A 23,376-nucleotide genomic window follows, 5' to 3' on the forward strand; every position below is an offset into this window, starting at 1 on the left:
TCCCTCGCCACAGTGACTATGCTCCGCCTTAAACTGGCATTCGGGGCAGACCCCTCCCAAATTGGCCGAGCAAGGCCGAGGGTCAGTCGTCGAGGGCTTTGACGGACTTGGGCGACAACCGCAGGCTGCGCAAACTGCGCTTCACACTCTTGAGGTGGTTGACCAGGCTCGGCCCACGCGCCATGGCTACGCCCATCGCCAGCACATCAATCACCACCAGGTGAGCAATACGCGAGGTCAGCGGGGTGTAGATTTCGGTGTCTTCGTGCACATCGATCGCCAGGTTGACCGTAGACAACTCCGCCAATGGCGTCTGGCTCGGGCACAGGGTGATCAGCGAAGCGCCGCTTTCGCGCACCAGGTTGGCGGTGATCAACAGGTCTTTGGAACGGCCTGACTGGGAAATGCAGATGGCCACGTCGGTAGGCTTCAACGTCACGGCCGACATGGCCTGCATATGCGGGTCGCTGTAGGCCGCGGCGGTGAGCAGCAGACGGAAGAATTTGTGCTGGGCGTCAGCGGCAACGGCACCGGAAGCACCAAAGCCATAGAACTCGACACGCTGGGCCTGGGACATGGCGGTCACCGCCTTTTGCAACTCCACCGGGTCGAGCTTCTCGCGCACCTCCATCAACGTGTGCAAGGTGGTGTCGAAAATCTTCAGGCTGTAGTCGGCGACGGAGTCATCTTCGTGGATCGCAAACTGCCCGAAGCTCGCGCCGGCCGCCAGGCTCTGGGCCAGCTTGAGTTTCAAGTCCTGGAACCCGGAGCAACCGATTGCGCGGCAGAAGCGCACGATGGTCGGCTCACTGATCCCCACACTGTGAGCCAGGTCGGCCATGGAACTGTGCATCACGGCCGCAGGGTCAAGCAGCACATGATCGGCAACCTTGAGTTCCGATTTGCGTAACAGGTGGCGCGACTGGGCGATATGTTGCAACAGGTTCAAAGGACAGGACTCTTGTTATTGGCAGACGCCAGGGATGTAGCAAGCTTGTAGTTATACTACAAGAATTGCCGTTTTGCCCGTCCGATGCATCACTAAATCGCCCTGCTGCCCTCTGAATCAAAGGGCAGGTATTTTGGTAGCCACAAAAACGCACTCGCTGTGGCTAAGGAAAATCTGCATTTTTCCGTAACAACTCTGCCAGCCCTTGCGCCTGCATCGGCCGACTGATCAGGTAGCCCTGCACTTCGTCGCAACGCTCCGCTCGCAGAAACTCGAGCTGCTGCTGGTCCTCCACACCCTCGGCCACCACTTTCAACGACAACCCATGTGCCATGGCGATGATTGCGCGGGTAATCGCGGCGTCTTCACGGCCTTGACCAAGGCCGCGAATAAACGCCTGGTCGATCTTCACATAGTCCACCGGGATACGCTTGAGGTAGCTGAGGGACGAGTAACCGGTACCGAAGTCATCGATGGCCAGCTTCACACCCAAGTCCCGCAGTTGCTGGAAGGTGGCGATGATGTGTTCGACGCTGTCGAGCAACTGGCTTTCGGTCAGTTCCAGTTCGAGGTATTGCGGGTCCAGACCGGTTTCCTCCAGCACCTGGCGTACCAGGCTGACCAGCTTGCCCTGGCGCAACTGGTGCACCGACAGGTTCACCGACACCCGAATCGGCGCCAGGCCCTGACGCTGCCACTCGCACGCTTGCCAGCACGCCTGGCGCAGTACGAATTCGCCCAGCGGTGTGATCAACCCCGTCTCTTCAGCCAAGCCGATAAAATCCGCTGGCGGCACCATGCCCCACTGCGGATGCTCCCAGCGAACCAGCGCTTCGGCAGCGTTCAGGTTGCCAGTGGCCAGGCACAGTTTCGGCTGGTAGAACACCGTGAGCTGACGCTCGTCGATGGCCTTGCGCAACTGGTTTTCCAGCTGCAATCGCTCCAGGGTGCTGGCTTGCAGGCTGTCGGTATAGAACTGGAAGTTATTGCCGCCCAAGTGCTTGGCGTGCTGCATGGCCATGTTCGATTGGCTGACCAACGCGGAAATTTCCCGTGCGCTATCCGGCAATAGGCTGACGCCCATCGAGGCACTGACCACCAACTCGTGCCCTTCCACCGTCACCGGCACGCGCAGCTTGGCCAGCAGACGGGTGGCCACCCGCGCCAGGCTCGACAGGTTGCCGTAGGCATCGAACAGCACCGCGAACTCGTCACCGGACAGGCGCGCAATGGTATCGGCCTCGGGCAAGGCGTTGATCAACCGACGCGCTATTTTTTGCAGCAATTGGTCGGCGACTTCATGGCCCAGGCTGTCGTTGAGCAGCTTGAAGCGATCCAGATTGATATGCAGCAGTGCCAGGCTGCGCCCGCCCTGGCGTACCCGCACATGGGCCTCGCGCAGGCGTTCGCGAAACAGCGAGCGGTTGGCCAGGCCGGTCAACTCATCGTAGTGGGTGAGGTAGCGCATACGCTCCTCGGATTCGCGACGCGCCGACAAATCGGCGAAGAAGCCAACGATATGACTGACTTTTCCACGAACATCACGTACGACGTTCAGCTGTAGCCATTGCGGATACAGCTCGCCGTTCTTGCGCGTTTCCACCAGTTCACCCTGCCAGGTGCCGTGACTGAGCAGAGCCTGGCGGATCACCGGGAAGTGACGGCGCACATCGCGGCTGCAGGGTAACTCCACGAAATTACGGCCGATCATGTCGTCGATTTCAAAGCCGGTGACTCGGCTGAACGCCTGGTTCACCGCGATCAACACATAGTCGGGGTCGAGAATCACAATGCCCTCGCTGGCGGCTTCGAATACGGTCGAAGCCAGGCGCTGCTGTTCTTCAAGCGCCTTGTCGGCACTGATATCGCGGCGAGTACCGAGCATGCGCGTCACCCGCCCGCTCAAAGCCCATTCCACGGCACGACCACGGTCTTCGATCCACACCCAATGGCCGTCGCCGTGACGCACACGGTATTGCACCTGATAGTCCTCGCTGCGGCCTTTCAGGTGTTCCACCAGGGCGCGCTTGAGCAGCGGCAAATCCTCGGGATGCAGGCGCGGCTTCAGGTGGCTGAGCATCGCCGTGACGTACTCGGGTTCCAGGCCGAACAGCTCTTTGAGTTGGGTGTGGTGGACTTCGTCGGTTTGCAGGTTCCAGTCCCAGAGGCCCAGCTCGCTGGCCTGCAAGGCCAAGGCCAGGCGCGCTTCGCTTTTGGTCAGGGCGAGGCTGGCAGCGCCCAGTTCCTGGCTGCGTTGTGCCACACGGTCTTGCAGGCCGGTCTGGGCTTCGCGCAGTTCCTGCTCAACCTGGCGGCGCTGCTCGACTTCGCGTACCAACTCCTGATTCAACTGCTCGCTGCGTTGCTGCGCCTGCTGCAGGTGCTCGATCAGGGCCTGGTTCTGGAAGCGTCGCAGCAACCCGTGCTGGATCAGGCGGTTGACCTGCCAGGCGACCAGGCTCAAGGACGCCAGCAGGATCAGGCCCAGCACACCCCAGCCTTGCTGTTGCGGACCGCCGCTCCAGAACAGGTAAAGGATGGGCGGCACCAGGCACGGCATGGCAAACGACAGAAACGCCGGCAGACTCACGGCATAGGCCACGCTGGCCGACAACGTCGCGGCACCAAGCAGGCCGAACACCCAGGCCTGTTGCACAAAGCTGTCCGTCGGCACCAGGGCAATGGCGGCAGTGGCCAGGGTCAGACCGCTCACCGCCGAGCCGAGCATGAACATGCGTCGCCAGATCGGCTGAGCCTGGCGGCTGGGCATGGCCGACTCAAAGGCCGCCACCTGGATTACGCGCAGCGCCACCAGGGCCAGCAGCCAGACCAGCCAGATGCTGTCCAACACGTATTGCTTGGGGCTCCATAACAGCCAGGCGCAGACCAGGCCGTTGACCAGCATCAACAAGGTGGGCAGCAGAGAGCCCTGATACAACAGACGCGTACGTTCGACCGCCATCTCGGTTGCATAGTGTTTACGGATAACCTGCGCGGGCGCCGCCGAGGTGCCGAGCAGGTCGGTGCTGAGAATCATAGGCAGTGTTCTTATAATGGTGAGCCCGAAACGTCGACGGAGCATACACAAGCAAACGCCTGGGCCAAACTGCTCCCTGTCATAAAAGTCGCTTGTTATTTATGCGCAAACATCCGGGCCAGACAGCTTGAGCGAGACGCTGCGCGGGTTGCGGCCCATGACCAACCGGTCATCCCCCACGACGGAATGCCGACCGGCCGTCGCTGCGCCCCAGGCTTTGCGTCGACCATCCGGCAATGGGATTTGCCCGTCTCCCCCCGGCACCCTAGAATGCGCCGATGCGCGATGATCTCTCTCTTTTGCTGAACTCCCTCAACGATGCCCAACGCCAGGCCGTAGCGGCCCCCGTTGGCCGTCAGTTGGTCCTGGCCGGGGCTGGCTCCGGTAAAACCCGAGTGCTGGTGCACCGTATCGCCTGGTTGATCCAGGTCGAGAACGCGTCCCCGCATTCCATCCTGTCGGTGACGTTCACCAACAAGGCCGCTGCCGAAATGCGCCACCGCATCGAGCAGTTGATGGGGATCAGCCCGGCGGGCATGTGGGTGGGCACGTTCCACGGCCTGGCGCACCGCCTGTTGCGGGCACACTGGCAGGAGGCGGGCCTGAGCCAGACCTTCCAGATCCTCGACAGCGACGACCAGCAACGCCTGGTCAAGCGGGTGATCCGTGAGCTGGGCCTCGACGAACAGCGTTGGCCGGCGCGACAGGCGCAATGGTTCATCAACGGCCAGAAAGACGAGGGCTTGCGCCCGCAACATATCCAGGCCAGCGGCGATTTGTTCCTGGCCACCATGCGCAGTATTTATGAAGCCTATGAGGCGGCCTGTGTACGCGCCGGTGTTATCGACTTCTCCGAGCTGCTGCTGCGCGCCCTCGACCTGTGGCGTGACAACCCGGGGTTGCTGGCACATTACCAGAAACGCTTCCGTCACATCCTGGTGGACGAGTTCCAGGACACCAACGCCGTGCAGTACGCCTGGTTGCGCCTGTTGGCCAAAGGTGGCGACAGCCTGATGGTGGTAGGTGACGACGACCAGTCCATCTACGGTTGGCGTGGCGCGAAAATCGAGAATATCTACCAGTATTCCGAAGACTTCCCGGACGCAGTCACCATCCGCCTGGAGCAGAACTACCGCTCTACCGCCGGTATCCTCAAGGCCGCCAACGCCTTGATTGCCAACAACACCGGACGCCTGGGCAAAGAGCTGTGGACCGATGGCGGCGAAGGCGAGGCAATCAACCTGTACGCTGCGTTCAACGAGCACGATGAAGCGCGTTACGTGGTGGAAACTATCGAAAGTGCGCTGAAAACCGGCCTGGCACGCAGCGACATTGCGATTCTGTACCGGTCCAACGCCCAATCGCGGGTACTGGAAGAAGCGTTGCTGCGCGAACGTATCCCGTACCGCATCTATGGCGGCCAGCGCTTCTTCGAACGGGCAGAAATCAAGAACGCCATGGCCTACCTGCGCCTGCTGGAAGGTCGTGGGAACGATGCGGCGCTGGAGCGGGTAATCAACATACCGGCCCGCGGCATCGGCGAAAAAACCGTCGAAGCGATCCGCGACCACGCGCGCCATGCCGATGTGTCGATGTGGGAATCCATGCGCCTGCTGACCGCCAATAAAGGCCTCACAGGCCGCGCCGCCAGTGCGTTGGGCGCGTTTGTCGAGCTGATCGAGAACCTGGCCGCCAAGTGTGCAGACATGCCACTGCACTTGATGACCCAGACCGTGATCGAACAATCGGGGCTGATCGCCTATCACGAAGCGGAAAAAGGCGAGAAAGGCCAGGCTCGGGTAGAAAACCTTGAGGAACTGGTCAGCGCCGCACGCGCCTTCGAAAACACCGAAGACGAAGAAGAGCTGACCCCGCTCGCCGCGTTCCTCGGCCATGCTTCGCTCGAGGCGGGCGATACCCAGGCCGATGAGCATGAAGACAGCATCCAGTTGATGACCTTGCACAGCGCCAAGGGCCTGGAATTCCCGTATGTGTTCCTGGTGGGCATGGAAGAAGGCCTGTTCCCGCACAAGATGAGCCTGGAAGAGCCCGGCCGCCTGGAGGAAGAGCGCCGCCTGGCCTATGTGGGCATCACCCGCGCCATGCAGAACCTGGTGATGAGCTATGCCGAGACCCGACGCCTGTATGGCAGTGAGACCTACAACAAGGTGTCACGCTTCGTACGCGAGGTACCGAAGGGGCTGATCCAGGAAGTGCGCCTGTCCAACAGCGTCAGCCGGCCGTTCGGCGGCGGCCAGCAACAGAACTCCAGCAGCATGTTTGCAGGTTCCGAGATTCCGGAAACACCGTTCAGCCTGGGCCAGCAGGTCAAACATGCGATCTTCGGCGAAGGCGTGATCCTCAACTTCGAAGGTGCCGGCGCCCAGGCCCGGGTGCAGGTGAATTTCGCCGAAGGCAGCAAGTGGCTGATGATGGGTTACGCGAAGCTAGAAGCAATCTGAAACCCTTATATGGCGAGGGCGCCTGGCAAAACGCGCCCCAACGGGAGCAAGCGCCCTCGCCACATAAAGCCAGCATGATGAAACGCCGCGTTACATGAAGGTTATTGGCCCGCCCTTGTATTTAGCGAGCGCGGGCCAATATTAGTAACTAGTCCTACAGACCATTCTGAATCGGTCTTACGCAAAAGCCCGAAACATTATGTCGCTAGCCACTGTCACGACACCTGTGCAACATGGCGCGCGTGCAATCCACAAATGGGAATTCCCTTTATGAAACGTTTTCTTAGCATCGCCATGGCGTTGTGCATCGGCTTGACGATGAGCCTCGACGCCAACGCCAAACGCTTCGGTGGCGGCAAAAGCATGGGCTCGGCACCGACTCACCAGACCAGTCAGATGGCTCCATCCGCCGGTGGCATGGGCGGCGCTGCCGCAACCGCTGGTGCAGCCGGTGCCGCAGGCGCTGCTGCCAAGGCCGGCGGTGCTTCGCGCTGGTTGGGCCCGCTGGCCGGTATCGCCGCCGGCGGCCTGCTCGCTTCCATGTTCATGGGCGGCGGCTTCCAAGGCATGCAGATCTTCGACATCCTGATCATGGCGCTCATCGCCTTCGTGATCTTCCGCTTCATCGCCGCCCGTCGACGCAAGCAGCAGGAGCACCTGGCCCCGGCCGGCGCGCCGATGCAGCGTGAAGTGTTCGAACAAAAACCGGCCATGGGTTCGATCTTCGGCGGTTCGGCAGCGCCTGCGGCCGCCCGTCCGGTCATCAATGCACCGGCCTGGTTCAACGAAGAACGCTTCGTCGAAGCCGCGCGCAACCACTTCCAGTCCCTGCAGCAACACTGGGACGCCAACGAAATGGACAAGATTGCCGAGTTCGTGACCCCGCAACTGCTGGAGTTCCTCAAGCGCGAACGCGCCGACCTGGGCGACGGCTTCCAATCGACCTACATCGATGACCTGCGCGTACAGTTGGAAGGTGTGGATGATCGCGCCGACAAGACCATCGCCACCCTGACCTTCAGCGGTGTGTCGAAGACCTCGCGCTTCGACCAGGGCGAAGTGTTCAGCGAAAGCTGGAACATGGAACGCGCCCAGGGCGACAACCAGCCTTGGCTGGTCGCCGGTATCCGCCAGAACGGCTGATAGCTGCGCGTTCAAGCACCTGGTAATAAAACCCCGGACATGTTCCGGGGTTTTCTATTTCACGGTTGCACTTATAGCGAGCTACTGTATAAAACGCCTCTATAAACCGCGCCATCTAGCAAGAGGATCCCGGCCGTGGAAGAAATCATCGAACAATTGCGTGAAGCCAATGAACCGGTCCCGGTTCCTCTGGAATTGCCAGACGAAGACCAACTGGTAGAAGTCGAAGAACAGCTGTTCATCAACATTCCGTTTGTCTTCAAAGAGTTTCTGCTGACCGTCAGCGACGTGGTCTATGGCAGCCTGGAGCCGGTGACCATCACTGATCCGGGCTCCCACACCTACTTGCCTGAGGTGGCGGCAACGGCCTGGGACATTGGCGTACCGCGCGAATTGATCCCGATCTGCCAGGATGGTGACGACTACTACTGCGTCGAAGAAGACGGCACCGTGGTGCTATGGTCCGGCGAAGAAGAGCTTGTCACCGAAGAGTCCTGGGAGTCGGTGTGGCACTGGGCGCGGGATGTCTGGCTGGAAAGCTGAGCCCTGCTCCCTGGTCTCTAGTGCTCCGGCGTATCCTTGTGGTTATCCAGCGTCTCCAGCAAGGCGACCTGCATCCGCGTATGCACGCGGATGAACCACCGCCAGAGCACCGCCGCGACTGCCGCCGTGACCACGGCGATCAGTACCAGCAACTTGTTGGTCGGCAGGATACTGGCCGACAAGGCTGCCAATAGCAGAAAGATCACCAGCAACGACAGGATCGGGATCAGCTCGGCGATCACCCGTCGCACGCGATGCGTATGCCGCCCGGCCATCTCCGGCTTTACGCTCATCTCAGCCAGCAACATCGACAGCGCCTTGAGCTTTCGATAGGCCGCAATCAAAAACGGCAACGACAGCAACAACGCGCCCCCCCAGATCAATGCCTTCTGCCAGCTTGGATCACTGATCCAACCCTCCAGATACCCACCGATACGTGCTGCAAAAAAGCCACCGGCGAAGAAGATCGCCACCACCAATGCCAGGTTCACTCCCACCTGCAGGATGATCTTGCGGATCATCGACGCCAGCATCGCGCCTTCACCTTGAGGCTGAATGCTGCGCAGCCATTCGCCATACATCCCGAATACCCGGCTCAGGCGCTTGGGCATTACCGCGGCAATCTTCAACGACAGTGGGTCGGCCCCGCGAATCAAGTAAGGCGTGAGCAGCGTAGTGATCGCCGATACCGCCACGGCTACTGGATACAGGAAATCGCTGGTCACCTGAAGCGTCATCCCCAGCGCCGCGATGATGAAGGAAAACTCGCCAATTTGTGACAGCCCCATGCCCACTCGCAATGAAGTGCGGCCATCATTGCCGGCGATAAAAGCACCCAGGCCGCAGGACAGCATCTTACCCAGCACAACGGCCACGGTGATCACCGCGATCGGCCAGGCGTATTGCAGCAGAATGTGCGGGTCGATCATCAAACCGATGGCGACGAAGAAGATTGCACTGAACATGTCGCGAACAGGTTCGATCAGGCGCTCGATCTTAAGCAACTGCCGGGATTCGGCCATGATCGCACCAATCAAGAACGCCCCCAGCACCATGCTGTACTCAAGCTTTACCACCAGCAGGCAGAAGCCGAAGCACAGGCCCAGCACGGTGATCAGTAGCATCTCGTTGCTTTCGAACTTGGCCACATAGGCCAGCAGGCGCGGCACCAGCAAAATACCGATGACCAGCGCAACAATCATGAACAGTGAGAGTTTGCCGACGGTGGAGAACACCTCGCCGGAGCTGACCGTGCCACTGACGGCAATGCTCGACAACAAGGCGATAATGCCGATGCCGAGGATGTCTTCAACGATCAGCACACCAAAGATCAGTTGAGCGAAACGCTGGTTTTTCATCTTCAGGTCATTGAGCGCCTTGACGATAATGGTGGTCGAGGAGATCGCCAGGATGGCGCCCAGGAACAGCGAGTCCATGGTACTCCAGTCAAACCAGCGGCCGATTTCGTAGCCGATCCAGATCATCAGAATGATCTCCAGGAAGGCCGCGATAAACGCCGTGGCGCCCACCTTGAATAGCTTGCGCAGGCTGAACTCCAGGCCCAGGCAGAACATCAGGAAGATCACCCCCAGCTCGGCCAGAGTCTTGATGGTGTCTTCGTCGTGGATCAGGCCGAACGGCGGGGTATGAGGGCCGATGATAAAGCCGGCTACGATGTACCCCAGCACCACCGGTTGCTTGAGCCGGTGAAACAGGATGGTGACAACCCCTGCCACCAGCATGATCACGGCCAGATCCTGAATAAAGCTGATGGCGTGCATGGCGAGGGACTCCTTGAGGGTACCGGCGCTTTTCCCACTTCCGCCCACGCTTTGAACAGTCGTAAAAAACGGGAGGAAAAGTCTGCCTTGATCGTAAGAAATGCCCTGAGACGGGCTTTTGAAGGTTAACACCGCGACTTCCGGCAGAAAGCCGGTGCAATATATGGAAACAGATCGGTCCCGGCGTGACGGCGAGCCGCCCGCCGGCGTCCCGTTAGGGAGAGCGCTGCAAAGATTTCAGCACCCGCAGAGGTGCCCCCCAACCGATGCCTACAACCCGTGAGTGTGCTATGGAACCCGGAAACGCCCAGCTGTCGATGACGGTATTGATGACCCCTGACATGGCCAACTTCTCAGGCAATGTCCACGGCGGCACCCTGCTCAAGTACCTCGACGAAGTGGCTTACGCCTGCGCGAGCCGTTATGCCGGTCGCTATGTCGTCACGCTGTCGGTCGACCAAGTGATTTTTCGCGAACCGATCCATGTCGGCGAGCTGGTGACCTTCCTCGCCTCGGTCAACTACACCGGCAACACCTCAATGGAGGTGGGCATCAAAGTGGTGACCGAGAACATCCGCGAGCGCTCGGTGCGCCACACCAACAGTTGCTTCTTCACCATGGTGGCCGTGGACGACCAGCGCAAACCTGCCGCCGTACCGCCGCTGCAGCCCCAGAACAGCGAAGACAAACGCCGGTTCGTGCAGGCCCAGCAGCGTCGGCAGATTCGCCAGGAGCTGGAAAAGCGCTATCAGGAAATCAAGGCTGACGCCTGATCAAAGTTCGATCGGTGTCGCTTCGAAGCGCACCCGCGGATGAACGATACGATCCTGGGCTCGCACCAGTTCCAACTCGTAACTGGCGCAGGCCTGGGTTTCCAGCAGCACTTCATGCACCGCTGCCGCCGTGAACTCAAAGGCAGCCAACAGGCTGTCGCCCAACAACACCCGCGCCAGGAACAGCCCGGACGTCAGATCACCCACGCCCACCGGCTGGCGTGGGAAAGCCAACAACGGCCGACGCAGGTGCCAGCTGCCGTCAGCAGTAACCAGCAACATCTCGAAGCCATCCGGCAATTTGCCCGGGTAATCCAGGTGCTTGACCAGCACCGCCTTGGGCCCTCGCGCCAGTAACGCCTTGGCCATGCCCAGGCAATCGAACAGCGATTGCGGCTTGCGCCCGGCAAAGCTGTCCAGCTCCAGTTGGTTGGGGCACAGGAAGTCGGCCATGGCTGCAGCTTCATCCAGCAGGAAATCGCTGACTTCCTGAGGCACGATGCAGCCTTTTTCCGGATGCCCCATCACTGGATCGCAGAGGTACAGGGCCTTGGGGTTGATGGCCTTGATGCGCGCCACACCTGTGAGAATCGCACGACCCTGATCGGCACTGCCCAAGTAGCCAGACAGCACGGCGTCGCAGTTACCCAGCTCACCAATCGCGGCAATACCTTCCACCAGCGCCGGAATTTGCTGCGGCGCCAACACTTCTCCTGCCCACTGGCCATACTGAGTGTGGTTGGAGAACTGCACCGTATTGAGCGGCCAGACATTCACTCCGACCCGCTGCATGGGAAATACGGCGGCGCTGTTTCCGGCGTGGCCAAAGACCACATGAGACTGGATCGCAAGCAGATGAGGTGTGCGTTTCATGCGGGAGATTTCCGTAAAGCCATTGAAATTCTGGCCGCGCAGTATGCGGCTAAACGCAGCCTGTACGACAGACCAGCGACACAGTTAAGCTGCTCTCACTTTGTTGGAGTTCATCGCATGCTGACCCTGGGAAACATCTTCGTGTTGATGCTGCTGGCGACCGGTGCCGCCTGGGTATGGCACAACCACGGCCTGCGCGAGCGGGCACTGGAGCGGGTTAAACAGCATTGCGCCAAGCTCGACATCGAGCTGCTCGATGGCGCGGTGGCATTAAAACGCATCGGCTTTGTGAAGGATGCCAATGGTCGGCGCCGTCTGGCACGGATCTATAACTTTGAGTTCACCGTGACCGGGGAAACCCGTCATCCCGGGACCATTACCCAGTTTGGCGCCCACAGCGCCCAGATCGAACTGGCACCCTACCCGTTCGAGATCAAAACACCACTGCCCAGCGCCGAAGTGATCGAGCTGAGCCAGTGGCGTCAGGACCATGCCACCAAGCATCGTCACTGACGGCAGGCGGCCAGGGCCGTCTGCAACGCGGCTACGTCCTGTGGTTCGCTGAAAATCAATTCCATACGTGAATCGCGACGCCACTCGCTGGGCTGCCAAGCAAATGAGCTGTTATCCACAGCGTTAGCCGAGACCCACCCTTCAAGGCTGTGGATAACCAGCTTGGCACGTCGCCAATCAAGGCTTGCCAGCCAGTGATGCAGACGCTGCGTATTGAATTGCTGGCTTGGATGCCAGCGCCAACCGATGCTCCAACCGCCCTCTTGGGACTGGCTCAGGCAAATAGGCAGTGCGGGATCGCTCCAGATGGCCAGCATTTGCGCCAGGCTTTTGGGTATTTCGAAGTTACCCACAGCCGTAGCAGCTTTTGCATTCAGACCTGGCAATTGCGTCAACGGCATTTGCGCCTGCCGTGTCCAATAAAGCGCGCAGCCGGGTAATTGCCGCTCAATGGCGTTGCGCTGAGCGGCATCCAGCGACTCATCCTTGTTCAAGACCAGAAGCCCGGCATTGGCCAGTGTTTCTCGTTGCGCGTCAGGCAAGGCTTTGCCCGCCGCCAACGCCTGGGCGTCCAGCACCAGCACACAGGGTTGAACCGCCAGCACCTGCTGCCAAGGGGCCTCCCGCAGTTGCTTGAGCAACTGAGCGGGATGGCCCAGGCCCGAGGGCTCTATAAACAACCGATCCGGCTTGGCCTTACGCAGCAAACGGCCCAGGCCCACTTGAAACGGTGCCCCGTTCACACAGCACAGGCAGCCTCCGGCCACTTCGCCCAGGGCTATGCCATCGTCATCCTGGGTGAGCAACGCCGCGTCCAGGCCAATCTGCCCAAACTCGTTGATCAATACAGCCCAACGCTCGTTGGCCGGACGCTGGGCGAGCAGGTGCTTGATCAGGCTGGTCTTGCCGGCCCCTAAAGGCCCGGCAATCACATGGGTGGGAATGTTCTGCAGCATGAGTGGCATCATTCAGACCGTGTAGAGAGCTTGATCCTACGCGCTTATGCAAGCCAATCCAGCGTCAGGATCAACCGTCGCTCATCTGCATTGAGCGCTGGCGAGCGGTGAATCAAACCGTGGCCTTCATTACCGTGCCATTTAGTGCCCTTGAGCAGGGCGACTTCGCCACAGTGAAGCTGCTCGAAGCGCTTAACGGGCTCGGCCTCCGGCTGGCCCAACTTGAGGCGGACCATCTCCCCTTCACGCAACCATTGGCTACCGATCCCGGCATAGGTGGTGATCAGTCGCACCGGCACGTGGTCGACGTGAAAGCGTGGGCACATAGCCTTGTCCAATAGCCGCAGGCGTACGCCAATCCGCCTGGCCCCCAACAGACACGCAAACGCGTCGACCAGCCACGACACATCGGCGATAAATCCTTCATAGCCTTCCAGATCGCGGCAACTGGACGCCAAACCCTGCACGTTCGGCACGGCGTTCTCGTGGCTGAGCTCAATCACCAAAGACTCGGCCAACGGCTCATCGAGCGCCACCAGCAAAGCACCAAATTCAGCGATGTGCAGCGGTAACTGGCGCTGCCACACCGCCAGATTGACGCCGTCTTCGAGAATGTCGGACAGCACCAGCGGCGTTTCGCCGCGGGTCTGACGGATGACGGGCCGCGACGGGATAACCGAGGCGAGCATCACGCGGCGGCCTCCTCATACCAAGGGCCAAAGGGGTCGGGCAGTTGGCGCCACTCTTCGACGCCCAGGGCCATTTCTTCATCGCTGAGCAGGCACGCGTCCAGCTCTGCGCGCATCTGGGCAAAGTTAATGTTTTGTCCGATGAAGACCAGCTCCTGGCGGCAGTCGCCGGTGCTCAATTGCCAGTTGCCCATGATCGCCGCGATGCTTTCTTCATCTTGAGGCCACTGGCTTTTCGGCACAAAACGCCACCAGCGACCGGCAAAACCATGGCGCATCAAGCCTCCCGCCTGGGACCAACTGCCCGCATCCCGATGTTTGCTGGCCAGCCAGAAAAAGCCTTTGGAGCGCAACAGCTTGCCGTTGACCCACGGGCGATCGATAAAATCGAAAAAACGCTGCGGATGAAACGGACGACGTGCGCGGTAAGCCGTGGAGGCGATGCCGTACTCTTGCGTTTCCGGCACATGCTCACCGCGCATTTCCTGCAACCAGCCCGGCGCCTGGGAGGCGCGCTCGAAGTCGAAGCGCCCGGTGTTGAGAATCTTCGGTAGCGGCACCTCGCCCATGACCATCGGGATGATTTCCGCCTGGGCATTCAGGCGTTCAAGAATGGCGATCAGCTCTTCGCGCTCGCGACTGCTGATCAGGTCGATTTTGCTGATCAGGATCACATCAGCGAATTCGATCTGCTCGATCAGCAGGTCGGTGATGGAGCGCTCGTCTTCTTCGCCCAGGGTTTCGCCCCGTGAAGCCAGGCTTTCGGCAGCCTGGTAGTCGAGCAGGAAGTTCACGCCGTCCACCACGGTGACCATGGTGTCCAGGCGGGCAATATCGGCCAGGCTTTGCTCGTTTTCATCGCGAAAGGTGAAGGTTTCCGCCACGGGCAACGGTTCGGAAATACCGGTGGATTCGATCAACAAGTAATCGAACCGCCCCTCCTTGGCGAGTTTTCCGACTTCTTCCAGCAAGTCTTCACGCAAGGTGCAGCAGATGCAGCCGTTGCTCATTTCCACCAGTTTTTCTTCGGAACGATTGAGCGTGACGTCACGCTGAACCTCGCTGCCATCAATGTTGATTTCGCTCATGTCGTTGACGATCACCGCTACCCGCAGGTTCTCGCGGTTGCGCAGGACATAGTTGAGCAGCGTGCTTTTACCGGCGCCGAGAAAGCCGGACAACACAGTAACGGGGAGACGGTTGATCATCAGGTAATCCTCATAAAGGGAGGCCGGTCAAATCGCCCGTTTATGGCGTTCGCGCAGCTCTTCACGTTCTTTGGCTTCGATACACAGGGTGGCGGTTGGGCGCAGCAGCAGGCGTTGCAGGCCAATAGGCTCGCCGGTTTCACGGCACCAGCCGTATTCGCCGCGGGCCAGCAGCTCCAGGGCGTCGTCGATCTTGTCCAGCAGCTTCTTTTCCCGCTCCAGCAGGCGCAGTTGCCATTGGCGCTGTTCTTCGGCGCTGCCGACATCTGCCGGGTCGCTGTTGGTTTCCTGCTCACGTAGCGCCAGGAACTCGGCATCGATACGCGCTTGCAGCTCGTTGCGCTGGGCGAGCAACAGCCTGCGGAAGAAGCCTTGTTGGGCCTCATTCATGTAATCGGCGGACGATTGGGCCAGGAGGTCTTGCTCAGTCATGGGAAACGGTTCACGGGGCAGGCGGTTTTTAATGTTATAGTATAACAACACAAATAAGCCAATCCCCCTTGCTCGTCACGACGAAGGGCATGATGCTGGAGCACGTTCTTGCTACGAGAAGGCCCGATGAAACACCTGGTGTGCGTCCTGTTATTGGCTGCGGCAAGCCAAGCCTGTGCTCAAGCACCGAGCCTGTTGGCCAACTGCACGCGCAGCGCCAACTTGCTGGCCTGTGTGGACCCATTGGGGAACGCCTACAGCGTGGCGACTGTCGGCAGCACCACGTATTTGCGGGGTTTCGAGGTGATCGGCAAACGCTATTGGGCGCAAACCAACAGCCGCTATGGGCAGCTGACGTTCTTTACCGGGTTGGCGTCCGATGGTGAGGCATGGGTCGGCTACACGCGGCGTGTGGGCTGGACCACCATCAACCGGTTCTCCAGTTCAGGTGGCGCCAGCGCCAAGTTCACGTGCAGCCGCATCACCGGCTGTTAGACCTGGCCGCTCTTCTGTTCCTGAACCCAGGCCATGTAGCTGTTCATCGGCGGATTCTTCTGGAAGTATTTTTTCAAGCCTTCGAACAGGCCATCCGCCACCGCTTGTTGATGACGTGCCGTCACCAGCCGTTGGGCGTCTTGAGTGTTGGAGATAAACCCGGTCTCCACCAGGATCGATGGCACATCCGGTGACTTGAGCACCGCAAACCCGGCCTGCTCCACGCGCTTCTGGTGCAGCGTCGTGATGCTTTGCAGGCTGCCCAACACCGAGCTGCCCAATTGCAGACTGGAAGCAATGGTGGCGTTCATCGACATATCAAGAATAACCCCGGCCAGCATCGGGTCCTTGTCCTTGAGATTGAGCAACGTGGTGGCGCCGAGCAGGTCCGCGCCGTTTTCGCGCTGAGCCATGAAGCGCGCCGTGGCAGATGTGGCGCCGCCTTCAGACAGCGCATACACCGACGCCCCCGAGGCCGTCAGCCGTGGCGCGGCATCGGCATGCACCGAGATGAACATATCGGCCTTGTGCTGACGGGCGATGTCCACGCGCTTGCGCAGCGGCACAAAGAAGTCGTCATTGCGCACCAGTTTCACGGCGAAGCCCTTCTCGCGCTTCAAACGTTTAGCCAGCAATTGGGCAATGGACAGCACCACGTCTTTTTCGCGCTGGCCTTTGGAGCCGATGGCACCCGGATCTTTGCCGCCGTGGCCGGGGTCCACCACCACGATGATGTCACGCTTGGGATGCGCTTTATCTGCTGTCGCCGTTGATGCGATCGCTGGGGGCACCGTTTCTGCGGCAATTTGCCGAGGTGCGCGGGTGGCATTGGTCAGGTCCAGCACCAGGCGATGCCCCTGCCCATCCTGCGGCGGTAATACAAAGCTGTTGAGCTGCATCGGCGTGGCCAGATCCAGCACGATGCGTGTGTCGTTTTTGCCGAAATGCCCGGAGCGGATCGAAGTGATCCCGCTGTTTTTCAACACCAGCTGAGAAAAATCACCCGTGAGCCCGGCACCGCTCAGGTCGATGATCACGCGTTCCGGCGAGGTCAGGGAAAAAGTCTTGTATTGCACCGGACCGCTGAGATCCAGCACCAGTCGCAGTTTGTCGTCCGAGCGCCATAGGCGCGCATTGCGAATCTGCGTGGCGAAAGCCCCCAAAGGCAAGGTGAACAGAGGACTGACCAACAGCAGGTTAAGGAGCTGACGTCTGTGCATGGCAAATACCGCAAATGAAGGAGCGTCCCTGCTCGACTTGACTAAAGAAACACGGATGCAGAAAAATCATCGTCGACTCAATAGTTATAATATAACATGTCTTTTTATTTCCAACGATGGATCTGCTCATGAATGCGCTGACTCTGCCGGATATCGCCGCGCAGGCTTCACGCCAAGCCTTGCCACTCGACTGGGTGGGCATGTGCGGCATCGCCTTGCCCGTCCTTATCGACGGCCAGCGCCTTACCGCTACGGCTGACGCCGGCGTCAGCCTGGACGATGGCTCGGCCCGTGGCATTCACATGTCACGCTTGTACCTGGCTCTGGAAATGTTGGATCAGCAGCTTCTTACACCTGCACTTCTGCGTAATGTACTTCAACGTTTTCTCGACAGTCATGAAGGATTATCTAAGAACGCTTACCTGCGTATTCACACCGATCTCATGCTGAAACGCCCGGCACTGGTCAGTCCATTGGCTGGCTGGAAAAGCTATCCCATGTGCATCGAAGCGCGTCTGGAAAACCAGATGTTCCACGTGGAACTAAAAATTGACGTTACCTACTCGTCAACCTGCCCATGCTCAGCTGCCCTCGCCAGGCAGTTGATTCAGCAGCAATTTCTTGAAGACTTTGCCAATACACCGTTGCAGCATGAGGACGTCTTGACCTGGCTCGGCAGCGCCAACGGCATCGTCGCCACCCCCCACAGCCAACGCAGCACCGCGCAACTGCACGTCCAACTGCAAGGCGACCATCTGCCGTTGACCGACCTGATCAACGACGCGGAAGCCGCCCTTGGCACCGCCGTACAAACCGCTGTGAAACGCGCGGACGAACAAGCCTTCGCACTGGCCAACGGGCAGAACCTGATGTTCTGCGAAGACGCCGCCCGCCGCCTGAACCTCGCCTTGAAACGCTCGGATGCCGTCAAAGCCTTCCACCTCAAAGTGATCCACGCCGAAAGCCTGCACGCGCACGATGCCGTGGCTGAAAGCCGTTGGACGAGACATTCTGCATGATCACCTGCACCGCTTTGCGCTGGGGCGCCCCCGGCCAGCCACTGACTCCCGCCGTTGATCTGACGCTGGCAAAAGGCAGTCTGACCGGAATCATTGGTGCCAACGGCACTGGAAAAAGCAGCCTGCTCAAAGTCATCGCCGGCCTGCAAAAGCCGCTGGCGGGAAAAGTCACCGTGGATGTCCCACGCCGCGGCGGCTTGTCGTTTCTGCCTCAGCAACAACACCTCGATCGCCAGTTCCCCATCAGCCTGCAAGAGTTAGTCGCGGCCGGCTTCTGGGGCACCAGGCTCACCCCGGAGCAGCGCAGCCAACGCCTGCAAGCGGTACTGGAAGACTGGTGCCTCGGCGGCCTTGAACACCGCCCATTGATGGCGTTGTCGGGTGGCGAATTGCAGCGCGCCCTGCTCGCCCGCATGAGCCTGGCTGAAGCGCCGGTATTGCTGCTGGATGAACCCCACGCAGCGCTCGATGAAGAAGGTCAGGCCCTGTGCTGGAAACACGTACACGCCTGGCACGATGAAGGCCGCACCGTGGTGATCGTTTGTCACGACCTCGCCTCCGTGCGCCATCACACTCAACACGTGGTGCAAATCAAAAGCACCGGCTGCGTGTACGGGCCAAGTAAAGAGCTGATCCGCCCGCAACCGCACATGCAGGTGGCTTGATGCACTTCGCCGCCCACCTGTGGATGCCCTTCCATGACTTCGTTTTTATGCGCCGTGCACTGATCGGCGGGCTGGTGCTCGCCTGCAGCACCGCGCCGCTCGGTGTATTCCTGATACTGCGACGCATGAGCCTGATCGGCGACGCCGTGGCGCACGGCATCCTGCCTGGCGCCGCTCTCGGCTTCTGGTTCGCCGGGCTCAGCCTGCCCGCCCTGACCATCGGCGGCCTCGGTGCAGGTCTGGGCATGGCCGGCTTATCCGCATGGATTACCCGCCGCACCGGCCTGCGTGAAGACGCCAGCCTCGCCGCCATCTACCCCATCTCACTCGCCGCCGGCGTGTTGATTCTCGGCATCGCCGGCAAGCGCCTGGACCTCTTGCACCTGCTGTTCGGCTCTGCCCTGGCCGTGGATGAAACCACCTTGACCGGCATGCTCTGGGTCTCCGGTTTCAGCCTGATCGCCATGGCACTGATCTATAAGCCGCTGCTGCTGGACACCCTCGACCCACTGTTCCTGCAAACCGTCAGCCGCCTCGGCCCCCTCGCACACGGGTTGTTCCTGACCCTGGTGGTGCTGAACCTGGTGATCGGTTTCCAGGCCATCGGCGCGCTGATGGTAGTGGGTCTGATGATGTTGCCGGCCATTGCTTCACGCTTCTGGAGCCGGCGCCTGCCCGTGTTGATCGCAGTCTCGGCGGCACTGGGATGCCTGTCGGTGTGGTTGGGCCTGTTGCTGTCGTTTTACTACTCGCTGCCCAGCGGCCCGGCCATCGTGCTGGTGGCTGGCGGCGGGTATCTGCTGTCCGTGGTCTTCGGTCCGGTGCACGGTTTGCTGCGCCGCCCACCTTCGCTTACATCCCAATGAGGTGTTTCCCGATGCGCGCTCTACTCGTGCTGTTCAGTCTGCTGCTACCGCTGTCGATGGCCCAGGCTGCCGATAAACTCCAGGTGGTTACCAGCTTCAGTATCCTTGATGACATCACCCACCAGATCGGCGGCGATCACATCCAGATCAGCAACATGGTCGGCCCCGACGCCGACGCCCATACCTACGAACCCACCCCGGACGATGCCAAGGCGCTGCTCAAGGCCAGGCTGATCATCAAGAACGGGTTGGGTTTCGAACCCTGGCTGGACCGCCTGGTAACCAGCACCGAAACCAAGGCCACCGTCGTCACCGCCAGCAAAGGTGTGATCTCCCACACGATGGAAGAAGACGGCGAAACCATCCCCGACCCGCACGCCTGGCACAACCTGGCCAATGCCGAAATCTACGTGAACAACATCACCAAGGCGCTGGTGGCGGCCGATCCGGCCAACAAGGCCGACTACCTGCACAACAGCCAGGCGTACCTGAAAGAAATCTACCGCCTGCTGGCCGAAGCCAAGACCAAGTTCGGCGCACTGCCGGCGGGCAACCGTCGTATCGTCACCTCCCATGACGCCTTCGGCTACCTGGGCCAGGCTTATGGCATCCAGTTCCTGGCACCGCAAGGTCTGTCGACTGAACGTGAACCTTCGGCCGCCGAAGTCGCCGCGCTGATCACCCAGATCCGCAAAGACAAGGTCAAGGCCGTGTTCATGGAAAACATCAAGGACTCGCGCCTGCTCAAGCAGATCGCAGACGAAAGCGGCGCGCAGATCGGCGGCACCCTGTACTCCGACGCCCTCGCCGCAGAAGGCCCGGCCAGCACCTTCACCGGGCTGTTCGAATACAACCTCAACACCCTGTGCGCCGCCCTGAGCAAACCATGACGTTGAGCATGCTCGATCTGGAAAAGGCTGCCCTTGGCAGCCGCTTCCCACTCAACCTTGTGCTGAATGCTCTGCCGTGGAACAGCGATGGCCTGATTGCCGCCATCGCCCAGCAACACGGCACTGGCGAGGTGTTGATGCTGGCCTGGATGAACCGCCAGGCCCTCGACGAAACCCTGTCCACCGGTCAGGTTTGCTACTGGTCGCGTTCGCGCCGACAGCTGTGGCGCAAAGGCGAAAGCTCCGGCCACTGGCAGCAGTTGATCGAAGCGCGCCTGGATTGCGACGGCGACGCCGTACTGCTGATCGTCGATCAACAAGGCCCGGCCTGCCACACCGGCCGGCCGACTTGCTTCTACAACGCCATCGACGGCAATTACGTTCATATCATTACGGAGCCTGCAGCATGATCCGCAAGAACCCTTCCGGCGATCTGCCAGTGATTGCCGAATCGGCCTACGTCGACAAAACCGCAATCATCTGCGGCAAAGTCATCATCGGTGAGAATGTGTTCGTCGGCCCCTATGCCGTCATCCGTGCCGACGAAGTCGACGCGACTGGCGACATGGACCCGATCACCATCGGCGCCAACTCCAACATCCAGGACGGCGTAGTCATCCACTCTAAATCCGGCGCGGCGGTGACCATTGGTGAGTTCAGTTCCATTGCGCATCGCTCCATCGTCCACGGCCCCTGCACCGTCGGCAATCGGGTGTTCATCGGCTTCAACAGCGTGCTGTTCAACTGCGTCGTGGGCGACGGTTGTGTGGTGCGCCACAACTCAGTGGTCGACGGACGCGACTTGCCCGCGGCCTTCTACGTGCCGTCCACCACCCGCATCGGACCCAACACCGACCTGTCGCAGTTCCCGCCGGTGAGTGTCAGCGCGTCTGAGTTTTCCGAAGATGTAGCCCGCACCAACGTCGACCTGGTGCTGGGTTACAAAGCCCTGCAAAACGAGTTCTGAACCATGAGCCGCCTGCTGATTCGCAATGCCCGCCTGGTCAATGAAGGCGTGGAGTTCGACGCCGATATACTGGTTGCCAATGGTCGTATCGAGAAAATCGCCGGCAGCATTGAAGGCTGCAACGAACCGGTGGAAATCGACGCCCAGGGTCAATGGCTGCTGCCGGGCATGATCGACGACCAAGTGCACTTTCGCGAACCTGGGGCCCCGGACAAAGGCAGTTTCTACAGCGAGTCCCGCGCGGCGGTGGCCGGTGGCATCACCAGCTTCATGGACATGCCCAACACCCACCCTGCCACACTGACTCTGGAGGCGCTGGCCGATAAAAAGCGCCGCGCCGCCTTGAATTCGGTGGCCAATTACGGCTTTCACTTTGGTGTGAGCAACGACAACCTCGATACCGTGGCCGCCCTCGACCCACGGGAAGTCGCCGGGGTCAAAGTGTTCATGGGCGCCTCCACCGGCAATATGCTGGTGGACGACCCTCGTCTCCTGGAGCGGCTGTTTGCCGAAGTACCGACCATCCTGCTGGCCCACTGCGAACACACGCCCAGCATCCTGGCCAACGAACAGCGCCTGCGTGAACGCTTCGGTGAACGGATTCCCGCCGTTGCCCACCCGCTGATCCGCGATGCCGAAGCCTGCTATCGCTCATCTTCTTTTGCCGTGGAGTTGGCCCAACGTCACGGTACGCGGTTACACGTGTTACACCTGACCAGCGCCCTCGAGCTGGATCTGTTCGAAGACAAACCCTTGGCCGAAAAACGCATCACCGCCGAGGTCTGCGTGCACCACCTGCTGTTCGATGACCGCGACTATCACCGCCTCGGCCACCAGATCAAATGCAACCCGGCGATCAAGACCCGCGCCGATCGCGATGCCCTGCGCCTGGCCTTGTTGAGTAATCGTCTGGATGTCATCGGCACCGACCATGCACCGCATACCTGGGCGCAGAAAACGCTTGCCTATCGCGAAGCGCCGGCCGGGTTGCCGCTGGTGCAGCACGCGTTGCCGGCGTTGCTGGAGTTGGTGGCTGACGGGCACCTGCCGCTGACTACGCTGGTGGCAAAGACCAGCCACCGGGTGGCTGACCTGTTTGCCATTCCTGAACGTGGGTATCTACGCGAAGGCTATTGGGCCGATCTGGTGTTGATCCAACCCGAGCCTGAAGGCAAGCCCGTCAAAACCCAACCTATCCTGGCCCGCTGCGGCTGGACGCCGTTCGCCGAACGCAGCTTTCGCCACAGCGTCAGCACCACATTGGTGTCCGGCCATCTGGCGTGGCACCGAGGCCAGGTCGTCGACAGTTGCCAGGGCTTGCCCCTGCACTTTTTGCGTTAAGCGCGAGGTTTGACCGTACCGCAATCGTTGCCCAGCCACTGGGCGTGGGTGTCGAGGCTGCCCTTCTGCTGGATACCCGTGGCATTGAAGGTGCCGTTGACGGTGGTGGTGAATTCCTTCTGGCTCTGGAAGGTGGCGATGCCACTGCCTTGGGCTTTCGGGCAGCTGAAACGGAATTTCCACTGGTTGCCGGTCTTGTCGGTCACTTCCTGCTTACAACCCGACTGCGGGTCGGTCAGCGGGATCGAATCGGACGCGACCTGGGCGGGAGTGAGGCATACCTGCACGCCTTTACCGGCCATGGTGATGCCCTGTTTTTCCAGCATCGCACGTTGCTCGGGCGTCATCTGTTGCTTGAGCTGACCGAGGATCAGCGAAAGGTCCGGCAGGTCCTGGTTATCAACTTTCATATTGCTGGTGGTCAGTTCCCACAACCCCGGCGCCAGCATCTGCGCCTGAGCCGCCACGGGCAGCGACAATCCAACAACCATGGCCAAACCAAGCAGACGAGCATTCATCGAGTAACTCCTGGGTAATTGTGGGCGTTAGACGCC

General features: G+C 60.4%; 23 protein-coding genes. 13 read left to right on the forward strand and 10 right to left on the reverse strand.

What is annotated here, in order from left to right:
• Positions 1–82 precede the first annotated feature (82 nt).
• Together hexR and M5B97_RS10590 are read right to left on the reverse strand one after the other, a co-directional pair.
• Entirely contained in the window at positions 83–949 is an 867-nt protein-coding gene (hexR, locus tag M5B97_RS10585) for a transcriptional regulator HexR (protein WP_003177007.1), read from the reverse strand.
• A gap of 163 nt (positions 950–1,112) precedes the next feature.
• On the reverse strand, positions 1,113–3,986 hold the full coding sequence (locus M5B97_RS10590) for a GGDEF domain-containing phosphodiesterase (protein ID WP_123716616.1): 2,874 nt from the start codon (positions 3,984–3,986) through the stop codon (positions 1,113–1,115).
• Positions 3,987–4,264: 278 nt separating this feature from the next.
• On the opposite strand from M5B97_RS10590, the gene uvrD reads away from it, so the two are divergent.
• The 3 genes from uvrD to M5B97_RS10605 all read left to right on the forward strand — a co-directional run bounded on the left by uvrD (position 4,265) and on the right by M5B97_RS10605 (position 8,134).
• Complete coding sequence (gene uvrD / locus M5B97_RS10595) at positions 4,265–6,448, forward strand: DNA helicase II (RefSeq protein WP_248731440.1); 2,184 nt, start codon at positions 4,265–4,267, stop codon at positions 6,446–6,448.
• Between the two features lie 270 nt (positions 6,449–6,718).
• Positions 6,719–7,591 carry a Tim44 domain-containing protein gene (locus tag M5B97_RS10600; protein WP_123716618.1) on the forward strand — a complete coding sequence of 291 codons (873 nt, stop codon included), beginning with the start codon at positions 6,719–6,721 and terminating at the stop codon, positions 7,589–7,591.
• A 135-nt stretch (positions 7,592–7,726) separates the two neighbouring features.
• The gene (locus tag M5B97_RS10605) at positions 7,727–8,134 is read left to right on the forward strand and encodes an SMI1/KNR4 family protein (RefSeq protein ID WP_123716619.1); all 408 of its coding nucleotides are present in this window, start codon (positions 7,727–7,729) and stop codon (positions 8,132–8,134) included.
• Positions 8,135–8,151: 17 nt separating this feature from the next.
• Here M5B97_RS10605 and M5B97_RS10610 read toward each other — a convergent pair whose 3' ends face one another.
• Positions 8,152–9,915 carry a cation:proton antiporter gene (locus tag M5B97_RS10610; RefSeq protein ID WP_123716620.1) on the reverse strand — a complete coding sequence of 588 codons (1,764 nt, stop codon included), beginning with the start codon at positions 9,913–9,915 and terminating at the stop codon, positions 8,152–8,154.
• A gap of 290 nt (positions 9,916–10,205) precedes the next feature.
• On the opposite strand from M5B97_RS10610, the gene M5B97_RS10615 reads away from it, so the two are divergent.
• Positions 10,206–10,688, forward strand: coding sequence for an acyl-CoA thioesterase (locus M5B97_RS10615; protein WP_016978672.1), 483 nt, complete (start codon positions 10,206–10,208; stop codon positions 10,686–10,688).
• Here M5B97_RS10615 and pdxY read toward each other — a convergent pair whose 3' ends face one another.
• On the reverse strand, positions 10,689–11,561 hold the full coding sequence (pdxY, locus tag M5B97_RS10620; RefSeq protein WP_248731441.1) for a pyridoxal kinase PdxY: 873 nt from the start codon (positions 11,559–11,561) through the stop codon (positions 10,689–10,691).
• 117 nt (positions 11,562–11,678) lie between these two features.
• Here pdxY and M5B97_RS10625 point away from each other — a divergent pair, with 117 nt between their 5' ends.
• Complete coding sequence (locus M5B97_RS10625) at positions 11,679–12,074, forward strand: DUF3301 domain-containing protein (protein WP_060756613.1); 396 nt, start codon at positions 11,679–11,681, stop codon at positions 12,072–12,074.
• Here the strand turns inward: M5B97_RS10625 and M5B97_RS10630 are convergent.
• Genes M5B97_RS10630 through dksA form a run of 4 tightly spaced genes read right to left on the reverse strand, consistent with a single transcriptional unit; the run spans position 12,068 to position 15,359 of the window.
• The gene (locus tag M5B97_RS10630) at positions 12,068–13,030 is read right to left on the reverse strand and encodes a CobW family GTP-binding protein (RefSeq protein WP_248731442.1); all 963 of its coding nucleotides are present in this window, start codon (positions 13,028–13,030) and stop codon (positions 12,068–12,070) included. The genes M5B97_RS10625 and M5B97_RS10630 overlap by 7 nt on opposite strands.
• 44 nt (positions 13,031–13,074) lie before the next feature.
• Positions 13,075–13,719 (reverse strand): DUF1826 domain-containing protein, encoded by a 645-nt coding sequence (locus tag M5B97_RS10635; protein ID WP_248731443.1) that lies wholly within the window; start codon positions 13,717–13,719, stop codon positions 13,075–13,077.
• Positions 13,719–14,927 carry a zinc metallochaperone GTPase ZigA gene (zigA, locus tag M5B97_RS10640; protein WP_248731444.1) on the reverse strand — a complete coding sequence of 403 codons (1,209 nt, stop codon included), beginning with the start codon at positions 14,925–14,927 and terminating at the stop codon, positions 13,719–13,721. Before zigA ends, M5B97_RS10635 begins: the two co-directional genes overlap by 1 nt.
• 27 nt (positions 14,928–14,954) lie before the next feature.
• Positions 14,955–15,359 carry an RNA polymerase-binding protein DksA gene (gene dksA, locus M5B97_RS10645; RefSeq protein WP_248731445.1) on the reverse strand — a complete coding sequence of 135 codons (405 nt, stop codon included), beginning with the start codon at positions 15,357–15,359 and terminating at the stop codon, positions 14,955–14,957.
• Between the two features lie 126 nt (positions 15,360–15,485).
• Here dksA and M5B97_RS10650 point away from each other — a divergent pair, with 126 nt between their 5' ends.
• Positions 15,486–15,854, forward strand: coding sequence for a glutamine synthetase (locus M5B97_RS10650; RefSeq protein ID WP_123716626.1), 369 nt, complete (start codon positions 15,486–15,488; stop codon positions 15,852–15,854).
• On the opposite strand, the gene M5B97_RS10655 is transcribed toward M5B97_RS10650, so the two are convergent.
• On the reverse strand, positions 15,851–17,074 hold the full coding sequence (locus M5B97_RS10655) for an N-acetylmuramoyl-L-alanine amidase (protein ID WP_248731446.1): 1,224 nt from the start codon (positions 17,072–17,074) through the stop codon (positions 15,851–15,853). The genes M5B97_RS10650 and M5B97_RS10655 overlap by 4 nt on opposite strands.
• Before the next feature lie 128 nt (positions 17,075–17,202).
• Here M5B97_RS10655 and folE2 point away from each other — a divergent pair, with 128 nt between their 5' ends.
• The 7 genes from folE2 to M5B97_RS10690 are packed head-to-tail and all read left to right on the forward strand — an operon-like array spanning position 17,203 to position 22,822.
• Positions 17,203–18,093, forward strand: coding sequence for a GTP cyclohydrolase FolE2 (folE2, locus tag M5B97_RS10660; protein WP_248731447.1), 891 nt, complete (start codon positions 17,203–17,205; stop codon positions 18,091–18,093).
• A complete protein-coding gene (locus M5B97_RS10665; protein WP_248731448.1) occupies positions 18,090–18,758 on the forward strand; it encodes an ATP-binding cassette domain-containing protein in 669 nt (222 codons plus the stop codon). Before folE2 ends, M5B97_RS10665 begins: the two co-directional genes overlap by 4 nt.
• Complete coding sequence (locus tag M5B97_RS10670) at positions 18,758–19,624, forward strand: metal ABC transporter permease (RefSeq protein WP_248731449.1); 867 nt, start codon at positions 18,758–18,760, stop codon at positions 19,622–19,624. The genes M5B97_RS10665 and M5B97_RS10670 overlap by 1 nt, the downstream gene beginning before the upstream one ends.
• 11 nt (positions 19,625–19,635) lie before the next feature.
• Positions 19,636–20,514: a metal ABC transporter substrate-binding protein gene (locus tag M5B97_RS10675; protein WP_134661144.1), complete on the forward strand. Its 879-nt coding sequence runs from the start codon at positions 19,636–19,638 to the stop codon at positions 20,512–20,514.
• Positions 20,511–20,924, forward strand: coding sequence for a phosphoribosyl-AMP cyclohydrolase (gene hisI, locus M5B97_RS10680; protein WP_248731450.1), 414 nt, complete (start codon positions 20,511–20,513; stop codon positions 20,922–20,924). The genes M5B97_RS10675 and hisI overlap by 4 nt, the downstream gene beginning before the upstream one ends.
• Entirely contained in the window at positions 20,921–21,481 is a 561-nt protein-coding gene (locus M5B97_RS10685) for a carbonate dehydratase (protein ID WP_134661142.1), read from the forward strand. Before hisI ends, M5B97_RS10685 begins: the two co-directional genes overlap by 4 nt.
• 3 nt (positions 21,482–21,484) lie before the next feature.
• Entirely contained in the window at positions 21,485–22,822 is a 1,338-nt protein-coding gene (locus M5B97_RS10690) for a dihydroorotase (protein WP_248731451.1), read from the forward strand.
• On the opposite strand, the gene M5B97_RS10695 is transcribed toward M5B97_RS10690, so the two are convergent.
• Positions 22,819–23,340: a DUF3617 domain-containing protein gene (locus M5B97_RS10695; RefSeq protein ID WP_248731452.1), complete on the reverse strand. Its 522-nt coding sequence runs from the start codon at positions 23,338–23,340 to the stop codon at positions 22,819–22,821. The two genes, M5B97_RS10690 and M5B97_RS10695, sit on opposite strands and share 4 nt — an antisense overlap.
• Positions 23,341–23,376 lie beyond the last annotated feature (36 nt).

The organism is Pseudomonas sp. MWU13-2517 (genome assembly GCF_023242545.1).
Classification (GTDB): Bacteria; Pseudomonadota; Gammaproteobacteria; order Pseudomonadales; family Pseudomonadaceae; genus Aquipseudomonas.